At 57.1% G+C, this 23130-nt stretch carries 24 protein-coding genes; 13 read left to right on the forward strand and 11 right to left on the reverse strand.

Annotated features, from left to right (window positions below):
* Positions 1–31: 31 nt before the first annotated feature.
* The 4 genes from speC to HX830_RS17675 are packed head-to-tail and all read right to left on the reverse strand — an operon-like array spanning position 32 to position 5041.
* Positions 32–1930 (reverse strand): ornithine decarboxylase, encoded by a 1899-nt coding sequence (gene speC, locus HX830_RS17660; protein ID WP_177101560.1) that lies wholly within the window; start codon positions 1928–1930, stop codon positions 32–34.
* Positions 1914–3134: an MFS transporter gene (locus HX830_RS17665; protein WP_177101562.1), complete on the reverse strand. Its 1221-nt coding sequence runs from the start codon at positions 3132–3134 to the stop codon at positions 1914–1916. The genes speC and HX830_RS17665 overlap by 17 nt, the downstream gene beginning before the upstream one ends.
* Before the next feature lie 53 nt (positions 3135–3187).
* Entirely contained in the window at positions 3188–3559 is a 372-nt protein-coding gene (gene speD / locus HX830_RS17670) for an adenosylmethionine decarboxylase (RefSeq protein ID WP_177101564.1), read from the reverse strand.
* A 60-nt stretch (positions 3560–3619) separates the two neighbouring features.
* The gene (locus HX830_RS17675) at positions 3620–5041 is read right to left on the reverse strand and encodes a coproporphyrinogen-III oxidase family protein (protein ID WP_177101565.1); all 1422 of its coding nucleotides are present in this window, start codon (positions 5039–5041) and stop codon (positions 3620–3622) included.
* 666 nt (positions 5042–5707) lie between these two features.
* On the opposite strand from HX830_RS17675, the gene HX830_RS17680 reads away from it, so the two are divergent.
* Genes HX830_RS17680 through HX830_RS17695 form a run of 4 tightly spaced genes read left to right on the forward strand, consistent with a single transcriptional unit; the run spans position 5708 to position 10508 of the window.
* Positions 5708–7726 carry a type VI secretion system Vgr family protein gene (locus HX830_RS17680; RefSeq protein WP_177101567.1) on the forward strand — a complete coding sequence of 673 codons (2019 nt, stop codon included), beginning with the start codon at positions 5708–5710 and terminating at the stop codon, positions 7724–7726.
* Between the two features lie 46 nt (positions 7727–7772).
* Positions 7773–9773: a hypothetical protein gene (locus HX830_RS17685; RefSeq protein WP_177101569.1), complete on the forward strand. Its 2001-nt coding sequence runs from the start codon at positions 7773–7775 to the stop codon at positions 9771–9773.
* A 55-nt stretch (positions 9774–9828) separates the two neighbouring features.
* Positions 9829–10107, forward strand: a complete 279-nt coding sequence (locus HX830_RS17690; protein WP_177101571.1) for a hypothetical protein — start codon at positions 9829–9831, stop codon at positions 10105–10107.
* Positions 10104–10508 carry a lysozyme inhibitor LprI family protein gene (locus HX830_RS17695; RefSeq protein ID WP_177101573.1) on the forward strand — a complete coding sequence of 135 codons (405 nt, stop codon included), beginning with the start codon at positions 10104–10106 and terminating at the stop codon, positions 10506–10508. The genes HX830_RS17690 and HX830_RS17695 overlap by 4 nt, the downstream gene beginning before the upstream one ends.
* A 99-nt stretch (positions 10509–10607) precedes the next feature.
* On the opposite strand, the gene HX830_RS17700 is transcribed toward HX830_RS17695, so the two are convergent.
* Entirely contained in the window at positions 10608–11363 is a 756-nt protein-coding gene (locus tag HX830_RS17700) for a spermidine synthase (RefSeq protein ID WP_103499669.1), read from the reverse strand.
* 110 nt (positions 11364–11473) lie between these two features.
* Here HX830_RS17700 and HX830_RS17705 point away from each other — a divergent pair, with 110 nt between their 5' ends.
* Positions 11474–12820, forward strand: coding sequence for a class II 3-deoxy-7-phosphoheptulonate synthase (locus tag HX830_RS17705; RefSeq protein ID WP_100940659.1), 1347 nt, complete (start codon positions 11474–11476; stop codon positions 12818–12820).
* Between the two features lie 169 nt (positions 12821–12989).
* Here HX830_RS17705 and HX830_RS17710 read toward each other — a convergent pair whose 3' ends face one another.
* Together HX830_RS17710 and HX830_RS17715 are read right to left on the reverse strand one after the other, a co-directional pair.
* Positions 12990–14201, reverse strand: a complete 1212-nt coding sequence (locus HX830_RS17710) for a winged helix-turn-helix domain-containing protein (protein WP_177101575.1) — start codon at positions 14199–14201, stop codon at positions 12990–12992.
* A 58-nt stretch (positions 14202–14259) separates the two neighbouring features.
* Positions 14260–14487: a DUF1127 domain-containing protein gene (locus HX830_RS17715; protein WP_152737045.1), complete on the reverse strand. Its 228-nt coding sequence runs from the start codon at positions 14485–14487 to the stop codon at positions 14260–14262.
* Between the two features lie 98 nt (positions 14488–14585).
* Here HX830_RS17715 and HX830_RS17720 point away from each other — a divergent pair, with 98 nt between their 5' ends.
* Complete coding sequence (locus HX830_RS17720) at positions 14586–15440, forward strand: LysR family transcriptional regulator (protein ID WP_177101648.1); 855 nt, start codon at positions 14586–14588, stop codon at positions 15438–15440.
* Here HX830_RS17720 and HX830_RS17725 read toward each other — a convergent pair.
* Positions 15430–16179, reverse strand: a complete 750-nt coding sequence (locus tag HX830_RS17725) for a TSUP family transporter (RefSeq protein WP_177101577.1) — start codon at positions 16177–16179, stop codon at positions 15430–15432. The two genes, HX830_RS17720 and HX830_RS17725, sit on opposite strands and share 11 nt — an antisense overlap.
* Before the next feature lie 104 nt (positions 16180–16283).
* Between HX830_RS17725 and HX830_RS17730 the strand changes: the two genes are divergently transcribed.
* The 4 genes from HX830_RS17730 to HX830_RS17745 all read left to right on the forward strand — a co-directional run bounded on the left by HX830_RS17730 (position 16284) and on the right by HX830_RS17745 (position 19498).
* On the forward strand, positions 16284–17240 hold the full coding sequence (locus HX830_RS17730; RefSeq protein WP_177101579.1) for a LysR family transcriptional regulator: 957 nt from the start codon (positions 16284–16286) through the stop codon (positions 17238–17240).
* A 73-nt stretch (positions 17241–17313) separates the two neighbouring features.
* Positions 17314–17766, forward strand: a complete 453-nt coding sequence (locus HX830_RS17735; RefSeq protein ID WP_103499664.1) for a MarR family winged helix-turn-helix transcriptional regulator — start codon at positions 17314–17316, stop codon at positions 17764–17766.
* 275 nt (positions 17767–18041) lie between these two features.
* Positions 18042–18461: an organic hydroperoxide resistance protein gene (locus tag HX830_RS17740; protein ID WP_103499663.1), complete on the forward strand. Its 420-nt coding sequence runs from the start codon at positions 18042–18044 to the stop codon at positions 18459–18461.
* A gap of 26 nt (positions 18462–18487) precedes the next feature.
* Positions 18488–19498 (forward strand): alpha/beta hydrolase, encoded by a 1011-nt coding sequence (locus HX830_RS17745; RefSeq protein ID WP_177101581.1) that lies wholly within the window; start codon positions 18488–18490, stop codon positions 19496–19498.
* Between the two features lie 80 nt (positions 19499–19578).
* Here the strand turns inward: HX830_RS17745 and HX830_RS17750 are convergent, their stop codons facing one another.
* Both HX830_RS17750 and earP read right to left on the reverse strand, forming a co-directional pair.
* Positions 19579–20148 (reverse strand): elongation factor P, encoded by a 570-nt coding sequence (locus tag HX830_RS17750; RefSeq protein WP_100940667.1) that lies wholly within the window; start codon positions 20146–20148, stop codon positions 19579–19581.
* Between the two features lie 48 nt (positions 20149–20196).
* Positions 20197–21330 carry an elongation factor P maturation arginine rhamnosyltransferase EarP gene (gene earP, locus HX830_RS17755; RefSeq protein ID WP_177101583.1) on the reverse strand — a complete coding sequence of 378 codons (1134 nt, stop codon included), beginning with the start codon at positions 21328–21330 and terminating at the stop codon, positions 20197–20199.
* 127 nt (positions 21331–21457) lie between these two features.
* Here earP and HX830_RS17760 point away from each other — a divergent pair, with 127 nt between their 5' ends.
* Entirely contained in the window at positions 21458–21877 is a 420-nt protein-coding gene (locus HX830_RS17760) for a hypothetical protein (protein ID WP_177101585.1), read from the forward strand.
* 14 nt (positions 21878–21891) lie between these two features.
* The gene (locus tag HX830_RS17765) at positions 21892–22374 is read left to right on the forward strand and encodes a GreA/GreB family elongation factor (RefSeq protein WP_177101650.1); all 483 of its coding nucleotides are present in this window, start codon (positions 21892–21894) and stop codon (positions 22372–22374) included.
* Between the two features lie 9 nt (positions 22375–22383).
* Here the strand turns inward: HX830_RS17765 and HX830_RS17770 are convergent, their stop codons facing one another.
* Positions 22384–22638, reverse strand: coding sequence for a hypothetical protein (locus HX830_RS17770; protein ID WP_100940670.1), 255 nt, complete (start codon positions 22636–22638; stop codon positions 22384–22386).
* 166 nt (positions 22639–22804) lie between these two features.
* Between HX830_RS17770 and HX830_RS17775 the strand changes: the two genes are divergently transcribed.
* Positions 22805–23125: a DUF883 family protein gene (locus HX830_RS17775; RefSeq protein ID WP_177101587.1), complete on the forward strand. Its 321-nt coding sequence runs from the start codon at positions 22805–22807 to the stop codon at positions 23123–23125.
* Positions 23126–23130 lie beyond the last annotated feature (5 nt).

Here is a 23130-nt window from a genome sequence, read left to right on the forward strand (position 1 = left end):
TCACGAGCTGTCCTTTCATGGCAGCTGTACATCAGGACTTGACAACATACCCATACAAGCACTGCTTACCGTCGCTTTCAACCTGTCTATGCACACCTTGTATATCAGGTGAAAAATACGGAAAGGCATTCATAAACGTCTCAATCGCTATTACATAGTCCAGCACAGCGTCACCCCATTGCTCGCCGGGCGCAATACACATAATTCCTGGAGGATAAGGAACCACCCCCTCTGCGGCAACCCTGCCCTTCGCAGTGGCTAAAGGAATAAGCTCAACATGACCACGAACCAGTTGGAGATTCGCTTCATAGGGCGACAGGACAACACGTGGAAAATGGGCCTCACTAAACATATCACGCAGCAATTTCTTGAAATTAAAACGAGCATACAGAAGGTGCATTTCCTGACAAAGATCAGCGACTCTGTAGTCTTGATAGCGTGTCAGTTCCTCTTGACAAACCGAAGGAACAACATCAATGAGCAGTGAGTTGGACTTTATGTGAAATTCAAACTCGCGCAACCTGGAGACCAGCGTGCAAATTTTGGCATCCCCCACTGCGGGCGTAAGCAAAAAAACGATAGAATTGAGATCACTTTTCTCTGGAACAACACCTTTATCTCGCAGGTAGTGCGCAAGTATCGTGGCAGGTACGCCAAAGTCTTCATATTCCCCGCTGCTCAAGTTGATGCCTGGAGTCGTCAGCAGCAGTTTACAGGGATCAATGGAGTATTGCCCCCTTCCATACCCGACAAAGTGATGCCATTGCTCACTGGGAGAAAATTCAAAAAAACGCGCATCGTTCAAAATCGTATCGGTGCCGTAATCTTGCCAAGGTATACCTTCAATACAAGGTGGTACAAATGGGGTTATCATTTCGCAAGCAGAAAAAATGGCTTTACGCGCCTCAATCCCGAGGCGAACACACTCCGTCCATAACCGTTGACCACTTCCTTGCGAATGGATCTTCGCATTGACATCAAGAGATGCGAACAGCGGATAAAAAGGACTCGTTGACGCATGCAACATAAAAGCGTTGTTAAAACGATCATGGTGACAGTATCGAACCTGTGCCTGAATATGATCATCTTTTTTGTGGATTTGAGAGGCCTGGGAAAAACCGGCCAATTGCTTATGAACTGATTGCGTCACGATAATGCCGGGACTTTCCTCGTCCAGGCTCAACAAAAGAGGGGAACAGTCACGTATGACGGATATGAACTGCTCATACCCCAGCCATGCTGAATCAAACAGTATATAGTCACACAAATGGCCTATTTTATTAACCACCTCTCGTGCATCATAAACAGTACCATCCCATGTACCAGACTGAAGAATAGCCAATCGAAACGGGCGACGCCACTCCGCTCGTTCAGGAGCAACCGCTTTAAGTCTATTTCGCAGATAACGCTCATCAAAACAATGTTCGGGTATGCCGCCTATAAGCCCGAACGCATTTCGAGCGGCCTCTAGGTAGACCGGTGTCGCCCCTGCTTGAATCAATGCCCCGTGATAGCAAGACTTGTGATTATTGCGATCGAATAAAACACAGTCTCCCGGGGTGAGCAGAGCGTTCGCGACGACTTTATTCGAGGCTGATGTTCCATTAAGAACAAAATAAGTTCTGTCTGCATTAAAGACACTCGCCGCATGTACTTCAGCGTCTCCGGGAGGCCCTCCATGGCTCAGCAACTCCCCAAGCACAGGATCGGCATGTGGCACATCGGATCGAAATAGGTTTTCTCCGAAAAACTCAATAAATTCTTGCCCTGCCGGATGTTTAGAAAAAAAATCGATTCCTTGATGACCTGGGCAAGCAAATGTAATATTCCCCCTTGAAACATATCGAGTCAGCGCGCTAAAAAAAGGCGGTAACAGAACCTCTGATATTCTGGGGCTTTCGATGGTTTCAAACTCATTTTTCTTTTTCATGCTCTACCCTTTTTATTTTAAAAATCACTGCTCTGGCGGCCAAAGTGATCAACAAGGAAATTATGGAAAATGATGCCCCTCCGACCAGCAATGAAAACACACCTGAAAAAAGCCCCGAGACGGCTTCGCAGGTATTGGCAATGGTCGAATAGATCCCATAGTTTTTACCTAACTCCCCCTTGACTGAAAGCGTCTGAATATTGGTAATGATCGATATATCGACTATCGCACCAGAAAAACCAAGAAAAAACACAACCACAAACACACTGGCAAGATGAAACTTTATAACAATTGAGACCATCAAAAATAGAAACCCATATACCATCCAGGCTTTCATCAATTGTATCGGCGTCGTGCACCGCACGAGCCACGTATAACACAAGCTCCCCAGTACGGTACCAAATGACATCAGCGAAAAAATATAGCCCACCAATGCCTCATCGCCATAGATGCTTATAATAGATGCTGGCAATACAAATCTTAGCAACGACGCGACAAACAAGACACATACTGATGTACCCGCCACGACCATGAAAAGGTTTTGATTTCGCGTGCATATATCAACAAGCGTATTTCGCGCCTCCAAAAAAACGACTGAACATGAAAAATGACTGCTGTGCTTGCCCGGACGACTCACCTGCAAACACAATAAAAAAATTATTGACAGCAGATAACTCACGGCATAAAAGCAAATCACATTGCTTTTTTCGCTTGAAGCGATTATCAGGGAACAGATTAATGGCCCGAGTATCGAGGCTACGTCCTCGATCAATTGGAGAAGGCTATTTCCCGCCGGCAAATCTCTTTCTTCAAGAACATAGGGTAGATACGCACGGAAGCTAGGCTGAAACAAGCTTCTAGCGATGGTCATGGCCATTGAGCTTATGACCAGTATATATATGTTCAGCCCTCCACTTATATAAATAAAATACAGAATAGCTGCGATAACAAACCGCAAAAAATCACTGCCCAGCATATTGTATTTCTGAGGAAAAGCATCTGCCAACCAGCCCCCCACGGGACCAAACAAAAGATACGGTATAAACCTGAAAAAATAGATAATTCCAAGATAGAAAAACTCAAAAGAAAGTAACTCAATTGCTATAAGAGCGAATGCAACCTCATAGGCGAAGTCACCAGTCTTCGATATCAAACTCGAACAAGAAAGCGGAAATATTTTTTTATTAAAAATTACGCCATGCATCCCTACACCTCGGTTTTCATCACCGAACTTAATATTGACTGAGACCGACGGCTTTATTCAGAATATTTCTCACCACCTCGAAAAATGATAGACCTGCGAACAGACCCGGGACTCAACCGACTGACAAACGCCTCAAGAATCAAATCGGGCTTGCAGTTACCACAGGTGAAAATATCGAAAAAAAGACCACCACACTCAGGATAGGTATGGATAGACGCATGAGACTCCGACAACAAAACCAATGTGGTAACGCCACAGGGGGAAAACTGCTTGGAGAGATGACCGCAGACAGTGGCACCACCCGCCGATATTGAGTCAATCAACGATTTTTCCAGAAAAGGCAAATCGTTCAACCGGTCAAAATCCAGCCCTGTCAGTTCGCCAAATATGTGAGTCCCCAGAAATGTCGCATGAAGTGTACTCATGTTAAACATCCCCTCTCTAAATCATTTCACATTGGGAAAGGTTTAGCTTGATAGGACACGCTAAGCCGACCTGAAAAATATTTCACCCTCGGAAATATCGCGTATTGAGCCATCCAGCTGTTCGGCGATAAAACCATCCATGGCTTGCTGTTCAATAGCAGGCAACAGGTAATACATTACATTTACGTAATTATACCAACCGGTCTTGGTGAGCACATACTGCGTTTCAGTTTCAGTAACAAGCCCCGCCTGCTCAAGCGAAACGACCTTATCTTTGATTTCCGGCATCATTGACTGAAAGGAAAGCCTGTCTTTATCGACCGATCCAAAATATGGCAGCCTTAACGCCAGCGGCCGCAGTGCATCCAACTCACTACCGTGTTTGCACACCTGAAATGTATCCTTAATGTTATTCGGCCTTGCAAGCTGAGATATGTACTTACTTCTCAGGTTGGTATTGATTAACTTGGCGCCCTGCAGACTGCTTATAGCGCCTGCACCAAATCCAATCAGGTCATGGTCTTGGTAACCATACACATGTTCGTGATACTCAAATCGGTAGCCGGTGTAGACCACATCCTGATTAATGTTCCCCTTGCCGACCTTACGATACCCATGCCCATTGTGAGGCATATAGCCCCTTGAGCGCATATAGCCGTCTACCAACATGTTCATCGTGAATTTTCTGGTCGCTGACGTAGGGGAATGATTCAGCACACTTAATGCCTTGTGCAGTGATGGCTGGGTCATAATATTGTCGATGGGATAGACATCAATATTACTGACTCCGGTATCACACGCCTGCGTCAAATCCGAAAGCAGTTCTTCTTCAGTATGCCCAGACATACCATATAGAATATCGAATGACACGGTAGAAAAATGCTCAGACAAAATATCAACACTACGTTTAATTTGGTCAAGCGTGGCGGTGAGTGTAAAGAGATCACGCCATTTTTTTGAGAACGTTTGCAGGCCGAATCTTGGGTGGGTCACTCCCATTCTTTGCATGGCTTTGGCTTTTTCTGGGGTGAGGCTTTTAACCTCTATTTCAAATGAAAACTCCTTGACCTTTGTCAAGTCAAAATTTCGATGCAGGACGTCACCGATCCGAGTGATTTGCTCAGCTGACATTATGGAGGGGGTACCACCGCCAAAGAAAACTGCATTGATGGGGACACTGAAAAGATGTAAGGACTCGCTCTTTATTTCTATCTCATTAATCAGTGCCTGAACATACAATTCAATGATGTTCACATCGCTAACGCGGCCACGAGTGAATGGACAGAATGAACAAATCGTGTCACAAAATGGGATATGCACATACAACGCCCTTTTTCTAGCGTTTCCATTTGCGACGGACAGGATTTTTTCAACATCTACATGATCTTCAACGACAACACCGGAAGCAGGAAAGAAAAAATTATAAATTGGGTACTGCATATTAAAAGGAAGCAAGTCTGCGGTGAGGATATTCATCATCATACCTTCCGACTCTTAATTTTATTATTGATATTGCGGCTAATTATTTTTAGCCGCAATATTTTTAGCCCACCTTACCAACAGGCTCTCGTGCCGAACTCCTTGACTCGGCTAGTCGCCTGTTGGTTTTTTTTGAAAAACCCTTTCGCACTTTTCGCGTTCATGTGTATATCTCCACTATTGGTTTTTATTTTGTCCGAGCGAGTGCTGGACAATTCCAATCTAGATAGACACCATCAATTTTGTCAATTCTTGAACACGGGACAGGGATAGTTTAACTCACCCTGAAAAAGCCGACACGTAAGACAGTTCACACAACATGTATAGTGCACCGTTGAAAGCAACAGCTCTAGACTGCGACTCTCTTGTAGGACTCGCCATCATTCAGAAACATTTTCCACGAAACAATTTGAAATGATTGAATGTCATTTTTCTCTCTCATGTATAAATTCCTATATACATAAAGATGGCATAGATGTGTTGAGCGCGAGCCTGTTTTTATCTGCTGCTGATCCAACTTCCTGCGAGGCTCATTCCCTTCCCCCTACACTGCCCTACAGCCCTCAAACATAGGGCGCTGTAGCCCCATTCTGATTTTGTTTTCCTGCGTTCAACACCACCACCGACGGGTCCACACTTCGTGCATTCCCCTTGCAGGAGGCACAACGGATGTTCACCTCGGCACCTCGCTTTACCTTCACTCTTCCGGACTTCGAACAGGGATTGGAAGTCCTGGCGTTCAAGGGTACGGAAGCTATCAGCCAACCCTACCGCTTCGAACTGGAGTTGGTCAGCCGGCAGCCGGACCTCAACCTCGACGAGCTGCTGCATCGGCAGGGTTTTCTCGCCTTCAACAACGACGGCGCGGGCATTCACGGCCAGATCCACGGCATCGGCCAGGGCGATAGCGGCCAGCGCTGGACGCACTATCAGCTCACGCTGGTGCCGCAACTGGCCTATCTGGCCCATCGCTTCAACCAGCGAATTTTCCAGAACCGGAGCGTGCCGCAGATCATCGCCCAAGTGCTCAAGGACCATGGCATCCTCAGCAATGCCTTCAGCTTCAATCTCGCCAATCCCTTCCCCGCTCGCGAATACTGCGTGCAATACAACGAGTCCGACCTGGACTTCATCCAGCGGCTGTGTGAAGAGGACGGCCTGCACTATCACTTCCAGCACAGTGCGCAGGGCCATCACCTGGCCTTTGGCGACGACCAGACCTATTTCCGTCAACTGCCCGACAGCGTGCCATACCGACCGGACAGCAGGATGGTCGCGCAACGGCCCTGCATCCAGTCCTTCGACCTGCACCTGGAAACCCGCAGCACCCGGGCAACCTTGCGCGACTACAATTTCAAACAACCCGGTGCCCGGCTGGAAAACAGCGCCTGCGTGCTCCACTCCCTGCCGCAGCCGGACCTTGAAGATTACCGTTATCCCGGTCGCTACCACCGCGACGAACACGGCCGGCAGCTCAATCGTCGCCAGTTGGAAAGCCATCGAAGCGACAGCCGACGGGCGTCGGGCAAGAGCAATGAACCCCAACTGGCCAGTGGGCACTTCCTGCTCCTGGCCGAACATCCACAGCCAGACTGGAACACCCTCTGGCTACTGACCCAACTGACCCACGAAGGCAAGCAGCCGCAGGTGCTGGAGGAGTTGGCAGCGAACCAAAGCCGTACCGACAGTGATTTCCGCCAGGGCTACCGTAATACCTTTCTCGCCACCCCCTGGGAGGTGTTCTTCCGTCCACCGCTGCAAGCGCGCAAATCCCGTCGGCTCAATACCCAGAGCGCCATCGTCACCGGCCCGCCCGGCGAAGAAATCCACTGCGACGAATATGGCCGGGTGAAGGTGAAGTTCCACTGGGACCGCTCGGACGAAACCGATGCCCAAAGCAGTTGCTGGCTACGGGTAGCCTCCAGCTGGGCCGGGCCCGGTCATGGCGCCGTGACCTTGCCCCGCGTCGGCATGGAAGTGCTGGTGACCTTTCTCGAAGGTGACCCCGACCAACCGCTGATCACCGGCTGCCTGCCCAATCAGCGCCATCCGCCGACCTACCCGTTGCCGGCGCACAAGACCCGCAGCGTGTTCAAGAGCCGCAGCAGTCCTGGCGGTGGTGGCAGTAATGAGCTGCGTATCGAAGACCGCAAGGGCGAAGAGCAGATCTACCTGCATGCCCAGCGCGATTGGCAACAACACATCGAGCGCAATCTCTCGGTCACGGTCGGCCATGAACGGCATGAGTGCGTGGAAGCCAACAGCTACTGCGAGCTCAAGGCCGAGGAACACCACACCGTTCACCTGGACCGCCGCGTCGAGGTAAAAGGCGATGACAGCCTGCTGGTCGCTGGTAGCCAACAGGTAAAGGCCGGGCTGGGTTACTTCATCGAGGCCGGGCAGGAGATCCACCTGCGGGCCGGGGACAAGGTGGTGATCGACGCGGGAGAGCAACTCACCCTCAAGGTCGGCGCGCACTTCATCAAGCTCGACGCCAACGGCATCACCTTGAACGGACCCGAGGCGAACGAGGACGCGGGTATAGGCTCGGGGCCGCGGATCAAGGGGCCATTGCTGCCGGGAGCGGTGGAACAGGCGCCGCCGTTGCGCCTTGAAACAGCCGTCGTCGACGGAGTGCCGGAACAACGCCAGAAAGAACTGGCGCTCGATACAGGTTTCTCCGACTGAGCCCCCCCCTTAACCCGGACAGGAGTTCGCCGACGAGTGTGCCGCGATGACAGAGATATTCAGGACTGAAAACTGGTCATTTCCCTTAAAGGACGGAAATCAGGCCCCTTATGATCCTCACCGTGACGTCAAGGCCTTGGCAAAGGCCGAAGGCGGTTACTACCCATTGGGACGGCGAGGGCTTTGGCACGGAGGCATTCATTTCGATGAAGCCACGGGCCTGATCTCGGATAAGCGCGAGATCTCTTGTTTAGCCGATGGCGAGGTGATCGCCTATCGCATTGATGAACGCTATCCGGCTTCGAGTTTCGAGGGGCGCTCGGCGGTGTTTTCCAGCGGTTTTGTGCTGGTCAGACATCGGTTGCAGCCACCACCGTTGACAGGAATCTCCTATGCACCTCCTGCGCCCACATTGACTGTTTACAGCCTGTACATGCACCTGCTGGATTGGGCGGGCTACCTGACCAGCTCGGGGTTGCGCCGTCCCACTTTCTGGGGCGGAGGCGTTTATCGGGTCAAGGACAGTGCGCAGGACAAGACACTCGGGTTGAGAATCCGGGCCGCCCCGAAAGATCATCCAGACCATGGAGTAATCCTCGCTGTCCTACCGCGGGGCACAACCGTCATGACCAAGGCTGCGTCTGCGGCGGATAAATGGCTGGAGGTTGTCAGCGTCAGCCCTGAAATCGAGGGGTTGGCGCCGTCCACTGGCTGGGTGTTCAAGCCAGAAATGACCGCATTGGGAACGGATCGGTACCTGATCGGTAATGCTGCCAAGGATGCGCCTGTCGAGCAAATGACCGGTGTGAACGTTCGAGCAACGGCCAATGCCAACGCCAACCCCCTGGGGCTACTGCCGATTGGCACCTCACTCAAGATCAGCAACGTGGGTGCAGTGGGCAAATTCCGCAAGCTGCTGAAGATCGTCAGCGGCAAGTGTGTACCACCTCTGGCGATCGATGAGAACGGACATCTACCGGGTTTTGTCTGGCTGGATGCACTGGAGGCCAACCGCGAACCCGAGGCGAAAGATCGCGTTGTCGTGCTGAATGAACCGATCAGGATCAAGGCGGGAGATCTGATCGGCCATGTCGGCAAATATCAGGAGCTCAGCGAGGACATCGCCAGAAACCTGCTGCACCTGGAAGTTTTCAGCTGCGAGGACGTGCCCGACTTTATCGCTCGAAGTCGTGAGTACGCCGCCTGTCTTCCCGCCGACCAGCGCACCTTGTTGAAACTCTACAAAGGCAGCAGCCGGGTGGTCCCCCACCGTGAAGACATCAATACCGATAACCCGCCGAGCATCAATGAGCCCGGAGCGGTGATCGGTGCGCCGGTGATTCTGCCGGTCGGGCTGCTGGAGTCGTTGCCGCCCGAATCGAAATTGAGCATTACCGAAACAGTTCCCGGAACCACCATCAGCTACACCCGTCGCTGGTGGCGCCTGGACGATCATTTGCCGAACGAGTCCGGCGAGACAGTCAGCGGCTGGGTGCTGGAGCAAGACCTGCTGACGACTCGTCATAGTCCGTGGGAATGGGAGGGTTATGAATGCATCACCGAGACCAGTCGAAATGCCGACAACCTTGCTCATCACCTTTCATCGCTGGCAGATCTGACCCTAGAGCAACGTCGTCATTACCAGGCGTTGGCGAGCAGAGCAGGCAAAGGGCCAATCAGGTCACGGCTGCACACACTCCTGAATATCGGCGAAAACGAGCACCTGGGACACGAAGAGATCCGTGCCGCACGGGACAAACCTTGGCACGCGCAGGCGATAGGCAGGCTGATTACCCACTATAAAAGCGAGTGGTTCTGGAACCCGCAAAAGTGGGATGAACTGGACGCGCTCTGGGACCACACGGGACGCGTGAGGCCAGAACAATGGCAGATTTCAAAAGCACGGATAAAGAAACTGTCATGGTGGGCGGAATTGGCAGGGCTGCACGGGATCAGTTTGGAGGGCAAGGCGTGGCACTTTCATATGATCCAGACTCGCCGAGGCGGCTGGCCTAAAGGGCAGCCAGGCAGCTCAATTCGTCAATAATTACCGAGCATCGATAGGAGATATCACACATCAACAAGAGCAGGCCCTCTTTGACTTGATTTACCCGTTTTACATCGATAGAGCGATAGCCAACTACAATAAATGGACAGAGAACCTGGCCGGACGGCAGCCGTGGGAATCGCTTCACCCCATCATCAGGGATATTCTTGTCGACTTCGTTTACCAAGGTTTTACCGCTGGTCCCAACCCGATGAAAGCCGGGATGAAAAACAACTTTTCCGAACTGATAAGTTATATAGAAAACACACCCGCAATCAGCCAATACGAGCCGGGCCGGCAGCGAGCGAACTATTTGAGAAAGTACCAGCAATGAACATTACTAAAAAAGCCCTGATTTTTTTACTCCCTGCTACTTTGTGGTCGATCGCAGGTGGCGCCTACGCTCTTGATTGCGAAAACATCATCGCCAGCACACAGATTGACACTTGTGCAAAATCAAAAAAAGAAAGCACGGACAAAACACTTAACGAAATCTATAAAAAACTGATCATTCGAATCAAAGAGCAATACGCCCCTGATCCCGAAATGGGAGAGCGTTACCTTTCAAAACTCAGAAACTCCCAGCGCGCCTGGATAACGTTACGTGATGCGAACTGTGAGCTTGAATCCTTTTTAGCAGACCCGTCCTCTCCTGCCCATGAAACGCTCACCAACAACTGCATCACAAAAATGAGTCGGGAGCGATCAGCCTACCTGGACCAAACACAACCCTGACCCTGGCGGAAGCTGGCAAGAAGAAGCTTCCGCCATCGCCGATGGTGGCAGTGCGCGGCCAACGCAAGCTTGCTCGCGATCCGCACACCCGCCCTTCACCTAGGTCGCCGGCCGAATCTCACCGATCAAGGTCTGCAACGAATAACCCAGGCGCGGCGCCAGTTCATCGGCCCGGCTCTGCAATCCGCGCAGGTCCAGCTCCTGGTCGAGGTCCGCCGGCACGATCAGGATGACATTGCCCTCCTTCACCGGCAGCTCCCAGTAGTGTCGGTGATACAGCCCGCGCAACAACGCAGCACCCAAGGGTTTGCCGTCATCGGTGGCCCATTGGTTGATCACCAGCCAGCCGCCAGGATTGAGTTTCTTCTGGCAGTTTTCCAGAAAGCTCCAGGCCAGATGGCCGACACCGGGACCGACATCGGTATACAGGTCGACAAAAATCAGGTCGGCCGACTCCGCGCTCTCCAGCAGTTCCAGCGCATCACCGACGCGGATATACAGGCGCGGATCGTCATCCAGACCCAGGTACTCGATGGCCAGGCGCGGCACGTCCGGGCGCAGCTCGATGGCCTCGACATCCTCCAGCGGCAGGAACCGCAGGCACGCCTGGGTCAAGGTCCCGGCCCCCAGCCCCAGGAACAGGGCGCTTTCCGGCTCTTCGTGGCACAAGGCACCGATCAGCATGGCCCGGGTGTAGTCGTATTCCAGCCAACTGGGATCGGCGGTGAACACGCAGCTCTGCTCAATGGCATCGCCAAATTCGAGAAAGCGGTAATCGTCCACTTCAAGGACTCGAATCATGCCGAAGGCATCGTGCACTTCGGCGAGCAGACGCTCCACGCGCTCCTCAGCCATTTCATATCCTTGCAAGCGGGAAAAGCGCAATTGTCAGCCAAGCCGACAGAGCAGGTCACGTACTAATTACTGCTAACATGGGCCTCCCACCGTCAAACCTCGAGTTCATGATGAGCCAACCCTGGAGCCCCGACAGCTGGCGCGCCCTGCCGATCCAGCAACAACCCCAGTATCCGGACGCCGCGCACCTGCTGCGAGTCGAGCAAAGCCTGGCCAGTTATCCACCACTGGTGTTCGCCGGGGAAGCCCGTGAACTGCGCCGTCAGTTCGCCGAAGTCACCCAGGGCCGCGCCTTCCTGCTCCAGGGCGGCGATTGCGCCGAGAGCTTCGCCGAGTTCTCGGCGGCGAAGATTCGCGATACCTTCAAGGTGCTGCTGCAAATGGCCATTGTCATGACCTTTGCCGCCGGCTGCCCGGTGGTCAAGGTCGGGCGCATGGCCGGCCAGTTCGCCAAACCCCGTTCGGCCAACGACGAAACCATCAACGGCGTGACCCTGCCGGCCTACCGTGGCGATATCGTCAACGGCATCGGCTTCGATGAAAAAAGCCGCGTGCCGGACCCGGACCGCCTGTTGCAGTCCTACCATCAGGCCACGGCGACCCTGAACCTGCTGCGGGCCTTCGCCCAGGGCGGCTTTGCCGACCTGCACCAGGTGCACAAGTGGAACCTGGACTTCATCGCCAACTCGGCCCTGGCCGAGAAGTACAGCCAACTGGCCGACCGTATCGATGAAACCCTGGCGTTCATGCGTGCCTGCGGCATGGACAGCTCGCCGCAATTGCGCGAAACCAGCTTTTTCACCGCCCACGAGGCACTGCTGCTGAATTACGAAGAAGCCTTCGTGCGCCGCGACAGCCTGACCAACGATTATTACGATTGCTCGGCCCATATGCTCTGGATCGGCGACCGTACCCGTCAGCTCGATGGTGCCCACGTCGAGTTCCTGCGCGGGGTGAACAACCCGATCGGGGTCAAGGTCGGCCCGAGCATGAACACCGACGACCTGATCCGCCTGATCGATATCCTCAACCCGGACAATGATCCCGGTCGCCTGAACCTGATCGTGCGCATGGGGGCGAACAAGGTCGGCGATCACTTGCCGCAACTGATCCGCGCCGTGGAAAGCGAAGGCAAGAAGGTGCTGTGGAGCTCCGACCCGATGCACGGCAACACCATCAAGGCCAGCAGCGGCTACAAGACCCGGGATTTCGCGCAGATCCTCAGCGAGGTGAAGCAGTTCTTCCAGGTGCACCAGGCCGAAGGCAGCTACGCGGGCGGGATTCATATCGAGATGACCGGGCAGAACGTCACCGAGTGCATCGGTGGCGCGCGCCCTATTACCGAGGATGGGTTGTCGGATCGTTATCACACCCATTGCGATCCGCGGATGAACGCCGATCAGTCGCTGGAACTGGCGTTTTTGATTGCCGAGACCTTGAAGCAGGTGCGGCGTTGAGTCAGTAGGTTTTTTATTGTCTGGAAGGGCCTCTTCGCGGCGGTGGGGCGATCCGACAAGCCCAGCTCCTACAGTCCGGCGTCGGATACATATTTTGCGTACGACACCAGACTGTAGGAGCAGGGCTTGCCCGCGAAGGCGGCCTCACAGGCACCGCCATATCCAGCGTTCACAGCAACCCACGCAACCGCTGCGCACTGACCCGCTGACAATTGAGCTGAATATCCGCCAACCCCAGCCAATCGGCCAACTGCCGCAAGTTGACGGCCAGCGCCGCCATCCCCGCCTCATCCAGCCCCTGCTCTTCCTCATGCACCGCATGCACGGCCAACCGCCCGAGCGCCCGTTCCGCACGCAGGTCGACCCGCGCGGCAATCCGTTCGTTGTGCAAAAACGGCAACACGTAATAGCCATACACCCGCTTGTGCTGCGGCGTGTAGATCTCCAGCCGATAACGGAAATCGAACAACCGCTCGGTACGGCTGCGTTCCCAGATCAACGAGTCGAACGGCGACAACAGAGCACTGGCCTCGACTCGGCGTGGGACCTTGATATCCGGCAAGCAGTACACCGGCTGGCGCCAGCCCTGCACCTCACCCACCTGCAATTCACCGGCCTCGACCAACTCCGCCAGGCGTGCACGGCTATCGCCCGGGTCCAGGCGAAAGTAGTCACGCAGATCCTTTTCCGTCGCCACCCCAAGAGCCGCCGCGGCCTGGCGTAACAAGCCGCGCTGGGCCTCGGCTTCGTCAATCAGCGGCTGTCCAAGCACCGCCGACGGAATCACCCGCTCCGGCAGATCGTAGAGCCGTTCAAAGCCCCGGCGCCCGGCCACCGTCACTTCACCGGCGGCGAACAACCATTCCAACGCATGCTTCTCGGCACTCCAATCCCACCAGGGTCCGGCTTTTTCCTCACGACTCGACAGGCTGCCCGCGCCCAACGCGCCGCGTTCCTCGACCAAAGCCAGTACCCGGCGAATGGTCGCCTGCTCATCGCGGCCGAAACGCGCCATCTGCTGATAGATCCCCTCGCCACGGGACGCCCGCTGCATGCGCCAGCGCATCAGCGGATACAGCGACATCGGCAGCAACGACGCTTCGTGCCCCCAGTATTCGAACAAGGTGCGCCGTCGCCCCTGGCTCCAGGCGGCCTGGTCGAGCAAGTCGGAGGAGTAGTTGCCCAATCGCGAGAACAACGGCAGATAGTGCGAACGCACCAAGGCGTTGACCGAATCGATCTGCACCACACCCAGGCGCTCGATCAGCCGATTGACCTGCATCGGCTTGATCGATGTCGAGGCTCTACGCCCCTGGAAACCCTGGGCCGCGAGCGCCAGGCGGCGGGCTTGTTTCAATGAAAACGACAGGTCTGCGGGCATGCACGCCTCCTTGTGAACCCGCAAACTACCGCAGTCGCCCCCTGCTTGTGTAGCGCTATCAACGGCCCTTGCCCAGCGGATCATTCCAGAAATGCCGATGGGTTTCCTGCTCGACATCGGCGCGACTGAGGCCCATGTCCTTGAGCGCGTCGTCATTCAATGCCGCCAGTACCTGACGCTCGCGCGACACCTCATGCCAACGGACAACCCGCCGCCACAAGGCCCGCAGCGACAGCACCGAATGCGCGCCACCATCGATCAACAGATAACCTTTTTGACCTTTCATCATCCTACCCTCCAGTTGGGGATGACTAAAGTCTGTACCTGGCGCTAAGATCAATCCAACGAATGTTTCTTATGCAATACATCTCGGAGATTGATGAATTGTCCAGCTACCCGAGCATCGACACCGACGTTCTGCGCACCTTTGTCGCGATTGCCGATCAAGGCGGCTTTACCAAGGCCGGCGAGTTGGTCAACCGCACACAATCAGCCGTCAGCATGCAGATGAAACGCCTGGAAGAGGATGTGCTCAAGCGCCAGTTGTTCGAGCGCGACGGACGCCAGGTGCGACTGACAGCCGAAGGCCAGGTGCTGCTCGGGTATGCCCGGCGCATCCTGAAACTGCACAGCGAAGTGTTCAACACCCTGCGCGAGCCGCATATGGTCGGCATGGTGCGGATCGGCGTACCGGATGACTACGTGATGCGTTTCCTGCCAGGCATCCTCTCGCATTTCGCGCAGTTCTATCCTCTGGTCAAGATCGAAGTGAACTGCGAATCCTCCACGCAGTTGCTGCAACGCCACGACCTGGACCTGACCATCGTCACCCGCAAACCGGGCAATGAACTCGGCCAGTTGCTGCGCCAGGAACGACTGGTCTGGGCCGAAGCCCAATGTTCCGCCAATCACGAACAAACGCCCTTGCCACTGGCCATGGACGGTATCGATTGCTTCTGCACCCAATGGGCCTGCAATGCACTGGACGCCCGTGGCCGCGACTATCGCCTGGCCTACAACTGCCCGAGCCTGTCGACGATCATGGCGGTGGTCAACGCCGGCCTGGCCATGACCGCCCAGTTGGAAAGCCTGATTCCCCAGGACTGGCGGATTCTGGGCGAAGCCGAAGACTTGCCCCAGTTGCCCCTGCTCAACATCATGCTGGTGCGCAACCTGAACAAGCCGTCACCGATCACCGAATGCCTGGCCGAGCACATCGTCGAAGGTTTCAAACTTTGAAGCTGAGCAGCAGCGCGCCGAGCACCAGGTAAGCGCAAAACAGGCCGCGTAAGACTTTCTCGGGCAAGGCGTAGGCCACTTTCACGCCCCAACTGATGCTCATCAGGCCGCCGATGGCCATGGGGATGCCCATGCGCCAGTCCACCTCGTTATGCACCGCGTAAGTCACCAGGGTGACGCTGGTGCTCGGCAATGCCAAGGCCAACGACAGGCCCTGGGCCACCACCTGCGAAGTACCAAAGACGCTGGTCAGAACCGGCGTCGCCACCACCGCCCCGCCGACCCCGAACAACCCGCCCATGGTGCCGGATGCCGCGCCCAAGACACCGAGCCAGGGCCAAGGGTGACGCATCTGCGCCGACACCGGGGACTGAGCCATGAACAGGCGCACCAGGTAGAACAGCGCCAGTGCCAGCAGAAAGCCGACAAAACCCAGGCGCATACTGCGCGGATCCAGGCCCACCGCCCACAGGGCGCCGAACCAGGCAAAACAGAAACTCATCAGTACCAGCGGCAGCGCGTGGCGCAGTTGGATGCGATTGCGCTGGTTATAACGATGCAAGGCCAGCACCACGTTGGGTACCACCATCACCAGTGCCGTGCCCTGGGCCAACTGCTGGTCGAGGCCGAACAGGATACCCAGCACTGGAATCGCGATCATCCCGCCGCCAATGCCGAACACCCCACCCACTCCGCCCATCACGACGCCCAGCAGCAAGTACTCAATCAATTCGATCACAGCCGTCTCCCCACTCAATGGCCTTCATGCTACGCAGTCCGCTCTAGCGCGGAAACGCACAGCAACGCACAATGGCTATGCCAACTTCGCACAAGCAACCATTTATGAATCCCACGGCACTGACCGATCAGCTCGGCCTGTTTCTCGATGTCCTGGAAACCGGCAGTTTTTCCGCCGCCTCCCGCCTCCATCCGCTGACCCCATCCGCCGTGGCGCGACGGATCGACAGCCTGGAAAGTTCGGTCGGCAGCCGCCTGTTTATCCGCAGCACCCATGCGGTCCGGGCCACGCCCGCCGGCCTGGCGTTCGCCGAACGGGCCCGGCGGATCGTTGCCGAACTGCGCCTGGCCCGGGCCGAGGCCGTGTCCCTGAGCAACGCCCCCGAGGGGCTGATCCGGGTCGATGCGCCCGCGGCTTTCGGTCGCCGCCACCTGGCACCGGCCATCGCCGACTTCCTTACCGGTTACCCGGGCCTGGATGTGCAGTTGCACCTGATCGATAGTTTCGTCGATATGCAGGGCTCCAACCTGGGCAAGGTCGACCTGGTGCTGCGCGCCGGGCAAATGGTCGATACCCGGCTGGTGGCGACGCCCTTGGCGAGCATCGTACGGATCGCCTGTGCCAGCCCCGCCTACCTGAAAAATCGCGGCACGCCGACTCATCCGGGCGCGTTGAGCGAACATGACGGCCTGGACTGGGATGCCCTGGCCCCGTTCATGGCCTGGCGCTTTGTGCAGGACGGACAGATGCAACTGCACCGCCCGGCGCGTGTGCGCATGACCTCGAACAACGCCGAGGCGCTGCTGTCCGGAGCCCTGGCCGGTCTGGGCATCGCCCATTTGCCGACCTGGCTGGTCAGCGAATACCTGCTGCGCGGCGAACTGCTGCCGCTGTTCTGCGAAAACGGCCTGCCGGCGCCAGAGAGCTCCGGGGTCTATGCCCTGCGCCTGGAACAACCGGCCAACTCCCGCAGCCGCTTGCTGCTGGAGTTCCTCAAGGGCCGCTTCAGCCCCGTACCACCTTGGGACCTGGCCCTGCAAAGCGGCCTGGGACGACACTAGGCTGGGAAAATTCTCTGGCGCATTAAAGATTCGACCGCTAGATTCATCGAACGTAACGCACAAGGCTTTAGTGATGACCAGCAACCGCGACAACTGTGACGACCTGCTCCTCGACAACCAGGTGTGCTTTGCCCTGCACTCCACCTCGTTGTTGATGACCAAGGTCTACAAACCCCTGCTCCAGGCCCTCAACCTGACCTACCCGCAATACCTGGCAATGATGGTGCTCTGGGAAAAGGACGGCCTGACCGTGGGCGAGATCAGCACGCGCCTGCTGACCGACCCGGGCTCCCTGACCCCCCTGCTCAAGCGCCTCGAAAGCGAGGGGCTGTTGAGCCGGACCCGGAGCAAGGAGGACGAGCGCGTGGTGATCGTCGAGTTGACCGAACAGGGCCGGGCCTTGCGCGAGCAGGCCCGGGGTATCCCGCAGTGCATTCTCGCCGCCAGCGGCGATTCCCTGGAACGCCTGCGCGCCCTTCAGGCCGAGTTGGTGGCCCTGCGTGGGCATCTGCAAGACAGCCTCTGACCCCGCCTCTTTTCAGCGCTTCGCGCTGATCGCCGGCAAGCCGACTCCTACAAAAAAGCCGGATCGCTCCTAGCCACAGGAGCGATCCGGCTCGCCGAAACCCCTCGCGGTTACCGTTAGTCTCCCTCCCTGATCCAGCCCCAAAAAATCGAACCCTGTCTTTTTTGAAAATTTATCTTGCGCGCAAGATATTTGCGATATACATTTATCTCGCACTTAGTTAACGCGCAAACAATTAGCGCACAACACACACCCCTGAAACGACGAGGCTCATCATGCAAACGCTCTATACCGCAATCGCAACCTCCACCGGTGGCCGTGACGGCCGTGCTGTTTCCAGCGACCAGATCCTCGACGTCAAGCTCGCCACCCCGAAAGAACTCGGCGGTGCCGGCGGCGCGGCGACCAACCCGGAACAACTGTTCGCCGCCGGTTACTCGGCCTGCTTCATCGGCGCCCTGAAATTCGTCGCCAGCCAGAGCAAGCGCCAGATCCCGGCCGATGCCGCGATCACCGCCCATGTCGGCATCGGCCAGATCCCCGGTGGTTTCGGCCTGGACATCGACCTGCACATCAGCCTGCCCGGCCTGGAACAAGCCGAAGCCCAGAGCCTGGTCGATGCCGCCCACCAGGTCTGCCCGTACTCCAACGCCACCCGTGGCAACGTCGACGTCCGCCTGCACGTCACCGTCTAACCACTTCGCCACTCAAGGATCCGAACATGAACACTTTCAGCAAAGTCCTGACCGGTACCCTGCTCGCGCTGTCCGTCCAGGGCGCTTTCGCCGGTGATGTCGAGCACAACACCCAGGCGTTTCTCAATGCCTTGAACAGCGGCGGCGGCAAGCCGATGGAACAGATGACGCCGACGGAAGCACGCGCCGTGCTGTCCGGGGCACAGTCGGGGGTCAAGCTGAACCTGCCCCGCGCCGATGTCAGCCAGAAGACCATCCAGGTCGACGGCAAGCCGCTGGAGCTGACCATCGTCCGCCCGGCCGGGGTCAAGGGCACGCTGCCGGTGTTCATGTTCTTCCACGGTGGCGGCTGGGTCCTGGGGGATTTCCCGACCCACGAGCGGCTGGTCCGTGACCTGGTGGTCGGCTCGGGTGCGGCGGCGGTGTTCGTCAACTACACGCCCTCCCCGGAAGCCCACTACCCGGTGGCGATCAACCAGGCCTACGCCGCGACGAAATGGGTGGCGGAACACGGCAAGGAGATCAATGTCGACGGCAAGCGCCTGGCCGTGGCCGGCAACAGCGTCGGCGGCAATATGGCGGCGGTGGTCAGCCTGATGGCCAAGGACAAGGGCACCCCGGCGATCAAGTTCCAGCTGCTGCTGTGGCCGGTGACCGATGCCAATTTCGAGACCGCGTCCTACAACCAGTACGCCGAGGGGCACTTCCTCAGCAAGAACATGATGAAATGGTTCTGGGACAACTACACCACCGATGCCAAGCAACGCGGCGAGATCTATGCCTCACCGCTGCGCGCGACCACGGACCAGCTCAAGGGCCTGCCGCCCGCGCTGATCCAGACCGCCGGCGCCGATGTGCTGCGTGACGAAGGCGAGGCCTACGGACGCAAGCTGGATGAGGCCGGCGTGCCAGTGACCAGCGTGCGTTACAACGGCATGATCCACGACTTCGGCTTGCTCAATGTGGTCAGCCAGGTGCCGGAAGTACGTTCGGCCATGCTGCAGGCTTCGCAGGAACTGAAGGAACACCTGAAATAAGCCCCACCCTAGAAACAAGTAGACACAAAAAAGCCCGGCGCATGTCCGGGCTTTTTTGTTCGTGCGGCGAAAAGCAGTGCTTATTTAGCACGGCCTTTGTAGGAACCGCCTTCACGGGTATCGATCTCGATCATGTCGCCGATTTCGATGAAGTCAGCTACCGACAGTTCGGTACCGTTCTTCAGTTTGGCAGGCTTCATCACCTTGCCGGAAGTGTCACCGCGAGCCGAACCTTCGGTGTAGTCGACCTGGCGCACGATGGTGGTCGGCAGTTCTACGGAAACCAGGCGGTCTTCGAAGAACACGGCTTCGCAGACGTCGGTCATGCCTTCTTCCACGAATGGCAGAACAGCCTCGATGTCTTCGGCGTTCAGCTCGTACATGGTGTAGTCGGAGGTGTCCATGAACGTGTAGGAGTCGCCGCTGATGAAGGACAGGGTCGCTTCTTTGCGGTCGAGGATCACGTCGTCCAGTTTGTCATCGGCGCTGTAGACGATCTCGGTCTTGTAACCGGTCAGCAGGTTCTTCAGCTTGGTCTTCATGATTGCGCTGTTACGACCGGATTTGGTGAATTCAGCTTTCTGAACCAGCCAAGGATCGTTTTCGAGACGGATCACGGTCCCGGGTTTCAGTTCTTTACCAGTTTTCATTGCGAATATCCGAATTTGGATGGGATGTACATAAATCTAGGCCGCGTATCATATCCAATTTAGGTAAAGCTTCACCAGCGCCGTGGCAAGATCGGGCCGCGAAGCCTGTTCCAGACACCAGCGCTCGGCGTGTTCGGCCAGCTCCCGCTCGTTTTCCAGCAGCGTTTTCCAGGCCAACGCCATGTCGCCCGGTGTATTCCAGGCCCGCCACCAGCCCTCGAACGCCGCTTTGGCCGGTGCTGACAAGCCCTGGGTGTACAACCCGAGAAAGGCCTCCAGCTTGTCCAGGTGAACGTCATCCTCCTGGCGATAGATGTGCCAGAGCAACGGCCGCCCCGCCCATTGCGCCCGCACGAACGAGTCTTCGCCGCGCACCGCGTTGAAATCGCAGCTCCACAGCAGGCGGTCGTAATCCTCCTGGGGGACGAACGGCAACACCTGCACCGTCAGTTGGCCACGGACTTCCCGGGCCCCCACCGCCAGGCCCTCGGTCCCCAGCCAACGCTGGACATCGGCCAGGATACGCCCCACCGGCACCAGCAACTGCGTCGGCCGGACATCGGCCGCCAGGGCATCGAGCCAACTGGCCAGGCTCGCGTTTTCATAGGCGAACAGCGAGATAAGCCGCGCACCGTCTGTCGGTTCGACGCCGAGTCCTCGGAGGAAATCGCCACGTGCCCGCGGATCCTGGACAAAAGCCCGACGCTGCTCCAGCAAACCGGCTTCCCGCAGCAGGCCACCCGTTCCGGCCTGGAAGCCCGGGAAGAAGAAGAATTTCTGCACCTGCTTGAACTTGACCGACGGCAGTCCGTGGCAGCCGACGATCCAGTCCTCGGCGCTCAGATAGTCGAGATTGAGCCATAACGGCGCCCTGTCCCGTGCCGCCATGGCTTCCATGTATTCATGGGGCAAGGCGCAGGCAAAGGCGCCGATCACCACATCGGCCGCCGGCACGGGCAACCAGGGCGCCGACCAACGGCAGACCTCGACCCCACGCTGCGACTGCCGCTCGAGCCCGACATCGATCGCCGGGCACAGATGCTCGAAGGCTCGCAGATCATCGACCCACAGCCGCACGGCACAGTCGTGTTCGGCAGCCAACTGCCGGGCCAGGCGCCAAGTCACCCCGATATCGCCGAAGTTATCCACAACCGTGCAGAAAATATCCCAGGTGGCCTTCATTCCGGGCTCCATTTGGCAAAAGCGCCGATTGTCCGCATAAATCTGTGCGCGCAGAAGAGCCGATGTCGATTAATCTTCATATGCGACAATGATCCTTTGCTCCGAATCGCCCTGCCAGGAGGTCACCATGCCTTACCGCCGACAAGCGCGCCGCCCCATTTATGTCACCCTCAACCCACTGCAATTGACCGCCAGTATCGCCCTGGGCATCTGGCTGGGCGTCATGGCCCTGGCCCTGACGGCCTGGGTGGTGGCACGGATCTTTGTCCCGCAGCCCCTGGCACCGCTGGCCGAGGCCGCCCGCCAACTGAGCAACCCGGCTCCCGCTGTCAGCAGCACCCCGGCGCCACAAAGCGGCGGCGATTCGACGCAGATGTTCGAGCAGTACAAGCAGAACCTATCCAAGAATGAAGAACAGCAGCGCCTGGAACAGGCCCGCAGCAGCTACCGCAACCTGTCCAACCCCAAGTGCCAGTTCTGGCTGCAACAGGACCAGACCGCGCCCACTGACAAGAGCCGCGCCAACGTGCTGCAGTTCTGCAATTGAGCGACATCACCGTGATGGACAAGCACGCCGTGCATCAACGGCTTCTCGAACTGCTGGACATCGACCTCGACGTCTTGCAGCGCGCGGCACAAACCGCCTACGAAACCGCGACCCACGAAGAAAACGTCGCCGAGAACAAGTACGACACCCTGGGCCTGGAAGCCTCATACCTGGCCACCGGACAAGCCCGGCGCATGGAGGAAATCCGCCAGGCCCTCAAGCGCTGCCGGGAATTGATCCCGCGCCCGTATGACCCGCAAACCGGTATCCAGCTCGGCACCCTGCTGGCACTCGAGGCCGAGAACGGCAGCGAACAATGGCTGTTCCTGGCACCCGATGCCGCCGGTCTCAAGGTCGAGGAAGCCGGTCAGTTGATCACCGTGATCAGCCCGCGCTCGCCCTTGGGCGGCGCCCTGCTGGGCAAGCAGGACGGCGACGAGGTGACGATCAAGGTCGGCGGTGTGACCCAGCGCTACAGCATCATCCGAGTGGAGTGAGGCCTGCGTTTACTTGGCCGCCGCCATCAGGCGATTGACCTCACTGCGGACCATGCTGGTGTATTCCGGCGGCGACAGGGTGTCGAGTTCCGAACGTACCCACTCCGCCCACTTGCCCTTGCGCTTGGCGCGCTCGCCGAACAGGCGCGCGGCCTCGCCCTTGGCCTTGCCCAGGTTGCTCTGCCAGAGATCGAACAGCCGGGACTTTTCGTCCTCGAGGGCGGCACGCTCAGCCAGGGACTTGTTAGCCAGATTGAAGCTCATTGGAAAATCCTGCGGTGTAAATAGAGGCATATCTTACACCGTCGATGGAAATATCCTGCCGTGGATTTTGTTTCGCCCCAGGGCCACGGCTGAAAAATTTGCAACTTTCACCGGCACAATCGACTCATAGGGTGAGTCCCATCATTCTCTTGAAAGGAAGATCATCATGGCCCGCAAATCCACCGTACAAGCCGCCGAAGACCAGATCAAGGACCAGGCCTTCAGCGAGCTGCAAGCGCTGATCCAGGACTCGGAAAAACTGCTGAAGGAAAGCGCCTCGCTGGTGGGCGAGGAAGGCGAGAACCTGCGTACCCAGATCAGCCACAAGCTCAAGCAGGCGCTGGACTCCGTGAGCCATGTGCGTGACAGCACCAAGCCGGTGGTCGAGGCGACCGAAACCTACATCGGCGGGCACCCATGGCAGACCGTGGCGATTTCCGCCGGCTTCGGCCTGGTGGTCGGCCTGCTGCTGGGCCGTCGTCACTGATCGGT

It is taken from the genome of Pseudomonas gingeri (genome assembly GCF_013385425.1).
GTDB classification, from domain to species: Bacteria; Pseudomonadota; Gammaproteobacteria; order Pseudomonadales; family Pseudomonadaceae; genus Aquipseudomonas; species Aquipseudomonas gingeri_D.

What these genes read in the sequence shown, in the direction of transcription:
- HX830_RS17685 (WP_177101569.1), top strand. Translation starts at nt 7,773, where the DNA reads ATGACAGAGATATTCAGGACTGAAAACTGGTCATTTCCCTTAAAGGAC.
- speC (WP_177101560.1), bottom strand. Translation starts at nt 1,930, where the DNA reads ATGAAAAAGAAAAATGAGTTTGAAACCATCGAAAGCCCCAGAATATCA.
- HX830_RS17745 (WP_177101581.1), top strand. Translation starts at nt 18,488, where the DNA reads ATGAACACTTTCAGCAAAGTCCTGACCGGTACCCTGCTCGCGCTGTCC.
- HX830_RS17695 (WP_177101573.1), top strand. Translation starts at nt 10,104, where the DNA reads ATGAACATTACTAAAAAAGCCCTGATTTTTTTACTCCCTGCTACTTTG.
- HX830_RS17715 (WP_152737045.1), bottom strand. Translation starts at nt 14,487, where the DNA reads ATGAAAGGTCAAAAAGGTTATCTGTTGATCGATGGTGGCGCGCATTCG.
- HX830_RS17775 (WP_177101587.1), top strand. Translation starts at nt 22,805, where the DNA reads ATGGCCCGCAAATCCACCGTACAAGCCGCCGAAGACCAGATCAAGGAC.
- HX830_RS17680 (WP_177101567.1), top strand. Translation starts at nt 5,708, where the DNA reads ATGTTCACCTCGGCACCTCGCTTTACCTTCACTCTTCCGGACTTCGAA.
- earP (WP_177101583.1), bottom strand. Translation starts at nt 21,330, where the DNA reads ATGAAGGCCACCTGGGATATTTTCTGCACGGTTGTGGATAACTTCGGC.
- HX830_RS17750 (WP_100940667.1), bottom strand. Translation starts at nt 20,148, where the DNA reads ATGAAAACTGGTAAAGAACTGAAACCCGGGACCGTGATCCGTCTCGAA.
- speD (WP_177101564.1), bottom strand. Translation starts at nt 3,559, where the DNA reads ATGAGTACACTTCATGCGACATTTCTGGGGACTCACATATTTGGCGAA.
- HX830_RS17770 (WP_100940670.1), bottom strand. Translation starts at nt 22,638, where the DNA reads ATGAGCTTCAATCTGGCTAACAAGTCCCTGGCTGAGCGTGCCGCCCTC.
- HX830_RS17700 (WP_103499669.1), bottom strand. Translation starts at nt 11,363, where the DNA reads ATGGCTGAGGAGCGCGTGGAGCGTCTGCTCGCCGAAGTGCACGATGCC.
- HX830_RS17675 (WP_177101565.1), bottom strand. Translation starts at nt 5,041, where the DNA reads ATGATGATGAATATCCTCACCGCAGACTTGCTTCCTTTTAATATGCAG.
- HX830_RS17760 (WP_177101585.1), top strand. Translation starts at nt 21,458, where the DNA reads ATGCCTTACCGCCGACAAGCGCGCCGCCCCATTTATGTCACCCTCAAC.
- HX830_RS17730 (WP_177101579.1), top strand. Translation starts at nt 16,284, where the DNA reads ATGAATCCCACGGCACTGACCGATCAGCTCGGCCTGTTTCTCGATGTC.
- HX830_RS17710 (WP_177101575.1), bottom strand. Translation starts at nt 14,201, where the DNA reads ATGCCCGCAGACCTGTCGTTTTCATTGAAACAAGCCCGCCGCCTGGCG.
- HX830_RS17665 (WP_177101562.1), bottom strand. Translation starts at nt 3,134, where the DNA reads ATGCATGGCGTAATTTTTAATAAAAAAATATTTCCGCTTTCTTGTTCG.
- HX830_RS17765 (WP_177101650.1), top strand. Translation starts at nt 21,892, where the DNA reads ATGGACAAGCACGCCGTGCATCAACGGCTTCTCGAACTGCTGGACATC.
- HX830_RS17735 (WP_103499664.1), top strand. Translation starts at nt 17,314, where the DNA reads ATGACCAGCAACCGCGACAACTGTGACGACCTGCTCCTCGACAACCAG.
- HX830_RS17705 (WP_100940659.1), top strand. Translation starts at nt 11,474, where the DNA reads ATGAGCCAACCCTGGAGCCCCGACAGCTGGCGCGCCCTGCCGATCCAG.
- HX830_RS17740 (WP_103499663.1), top strand. Translation starts at nt 18,042, where the DNA reads ATGCAAACGCTCTATACCGCAATCGCAACCTCCACCGGTGGCCGTGAC.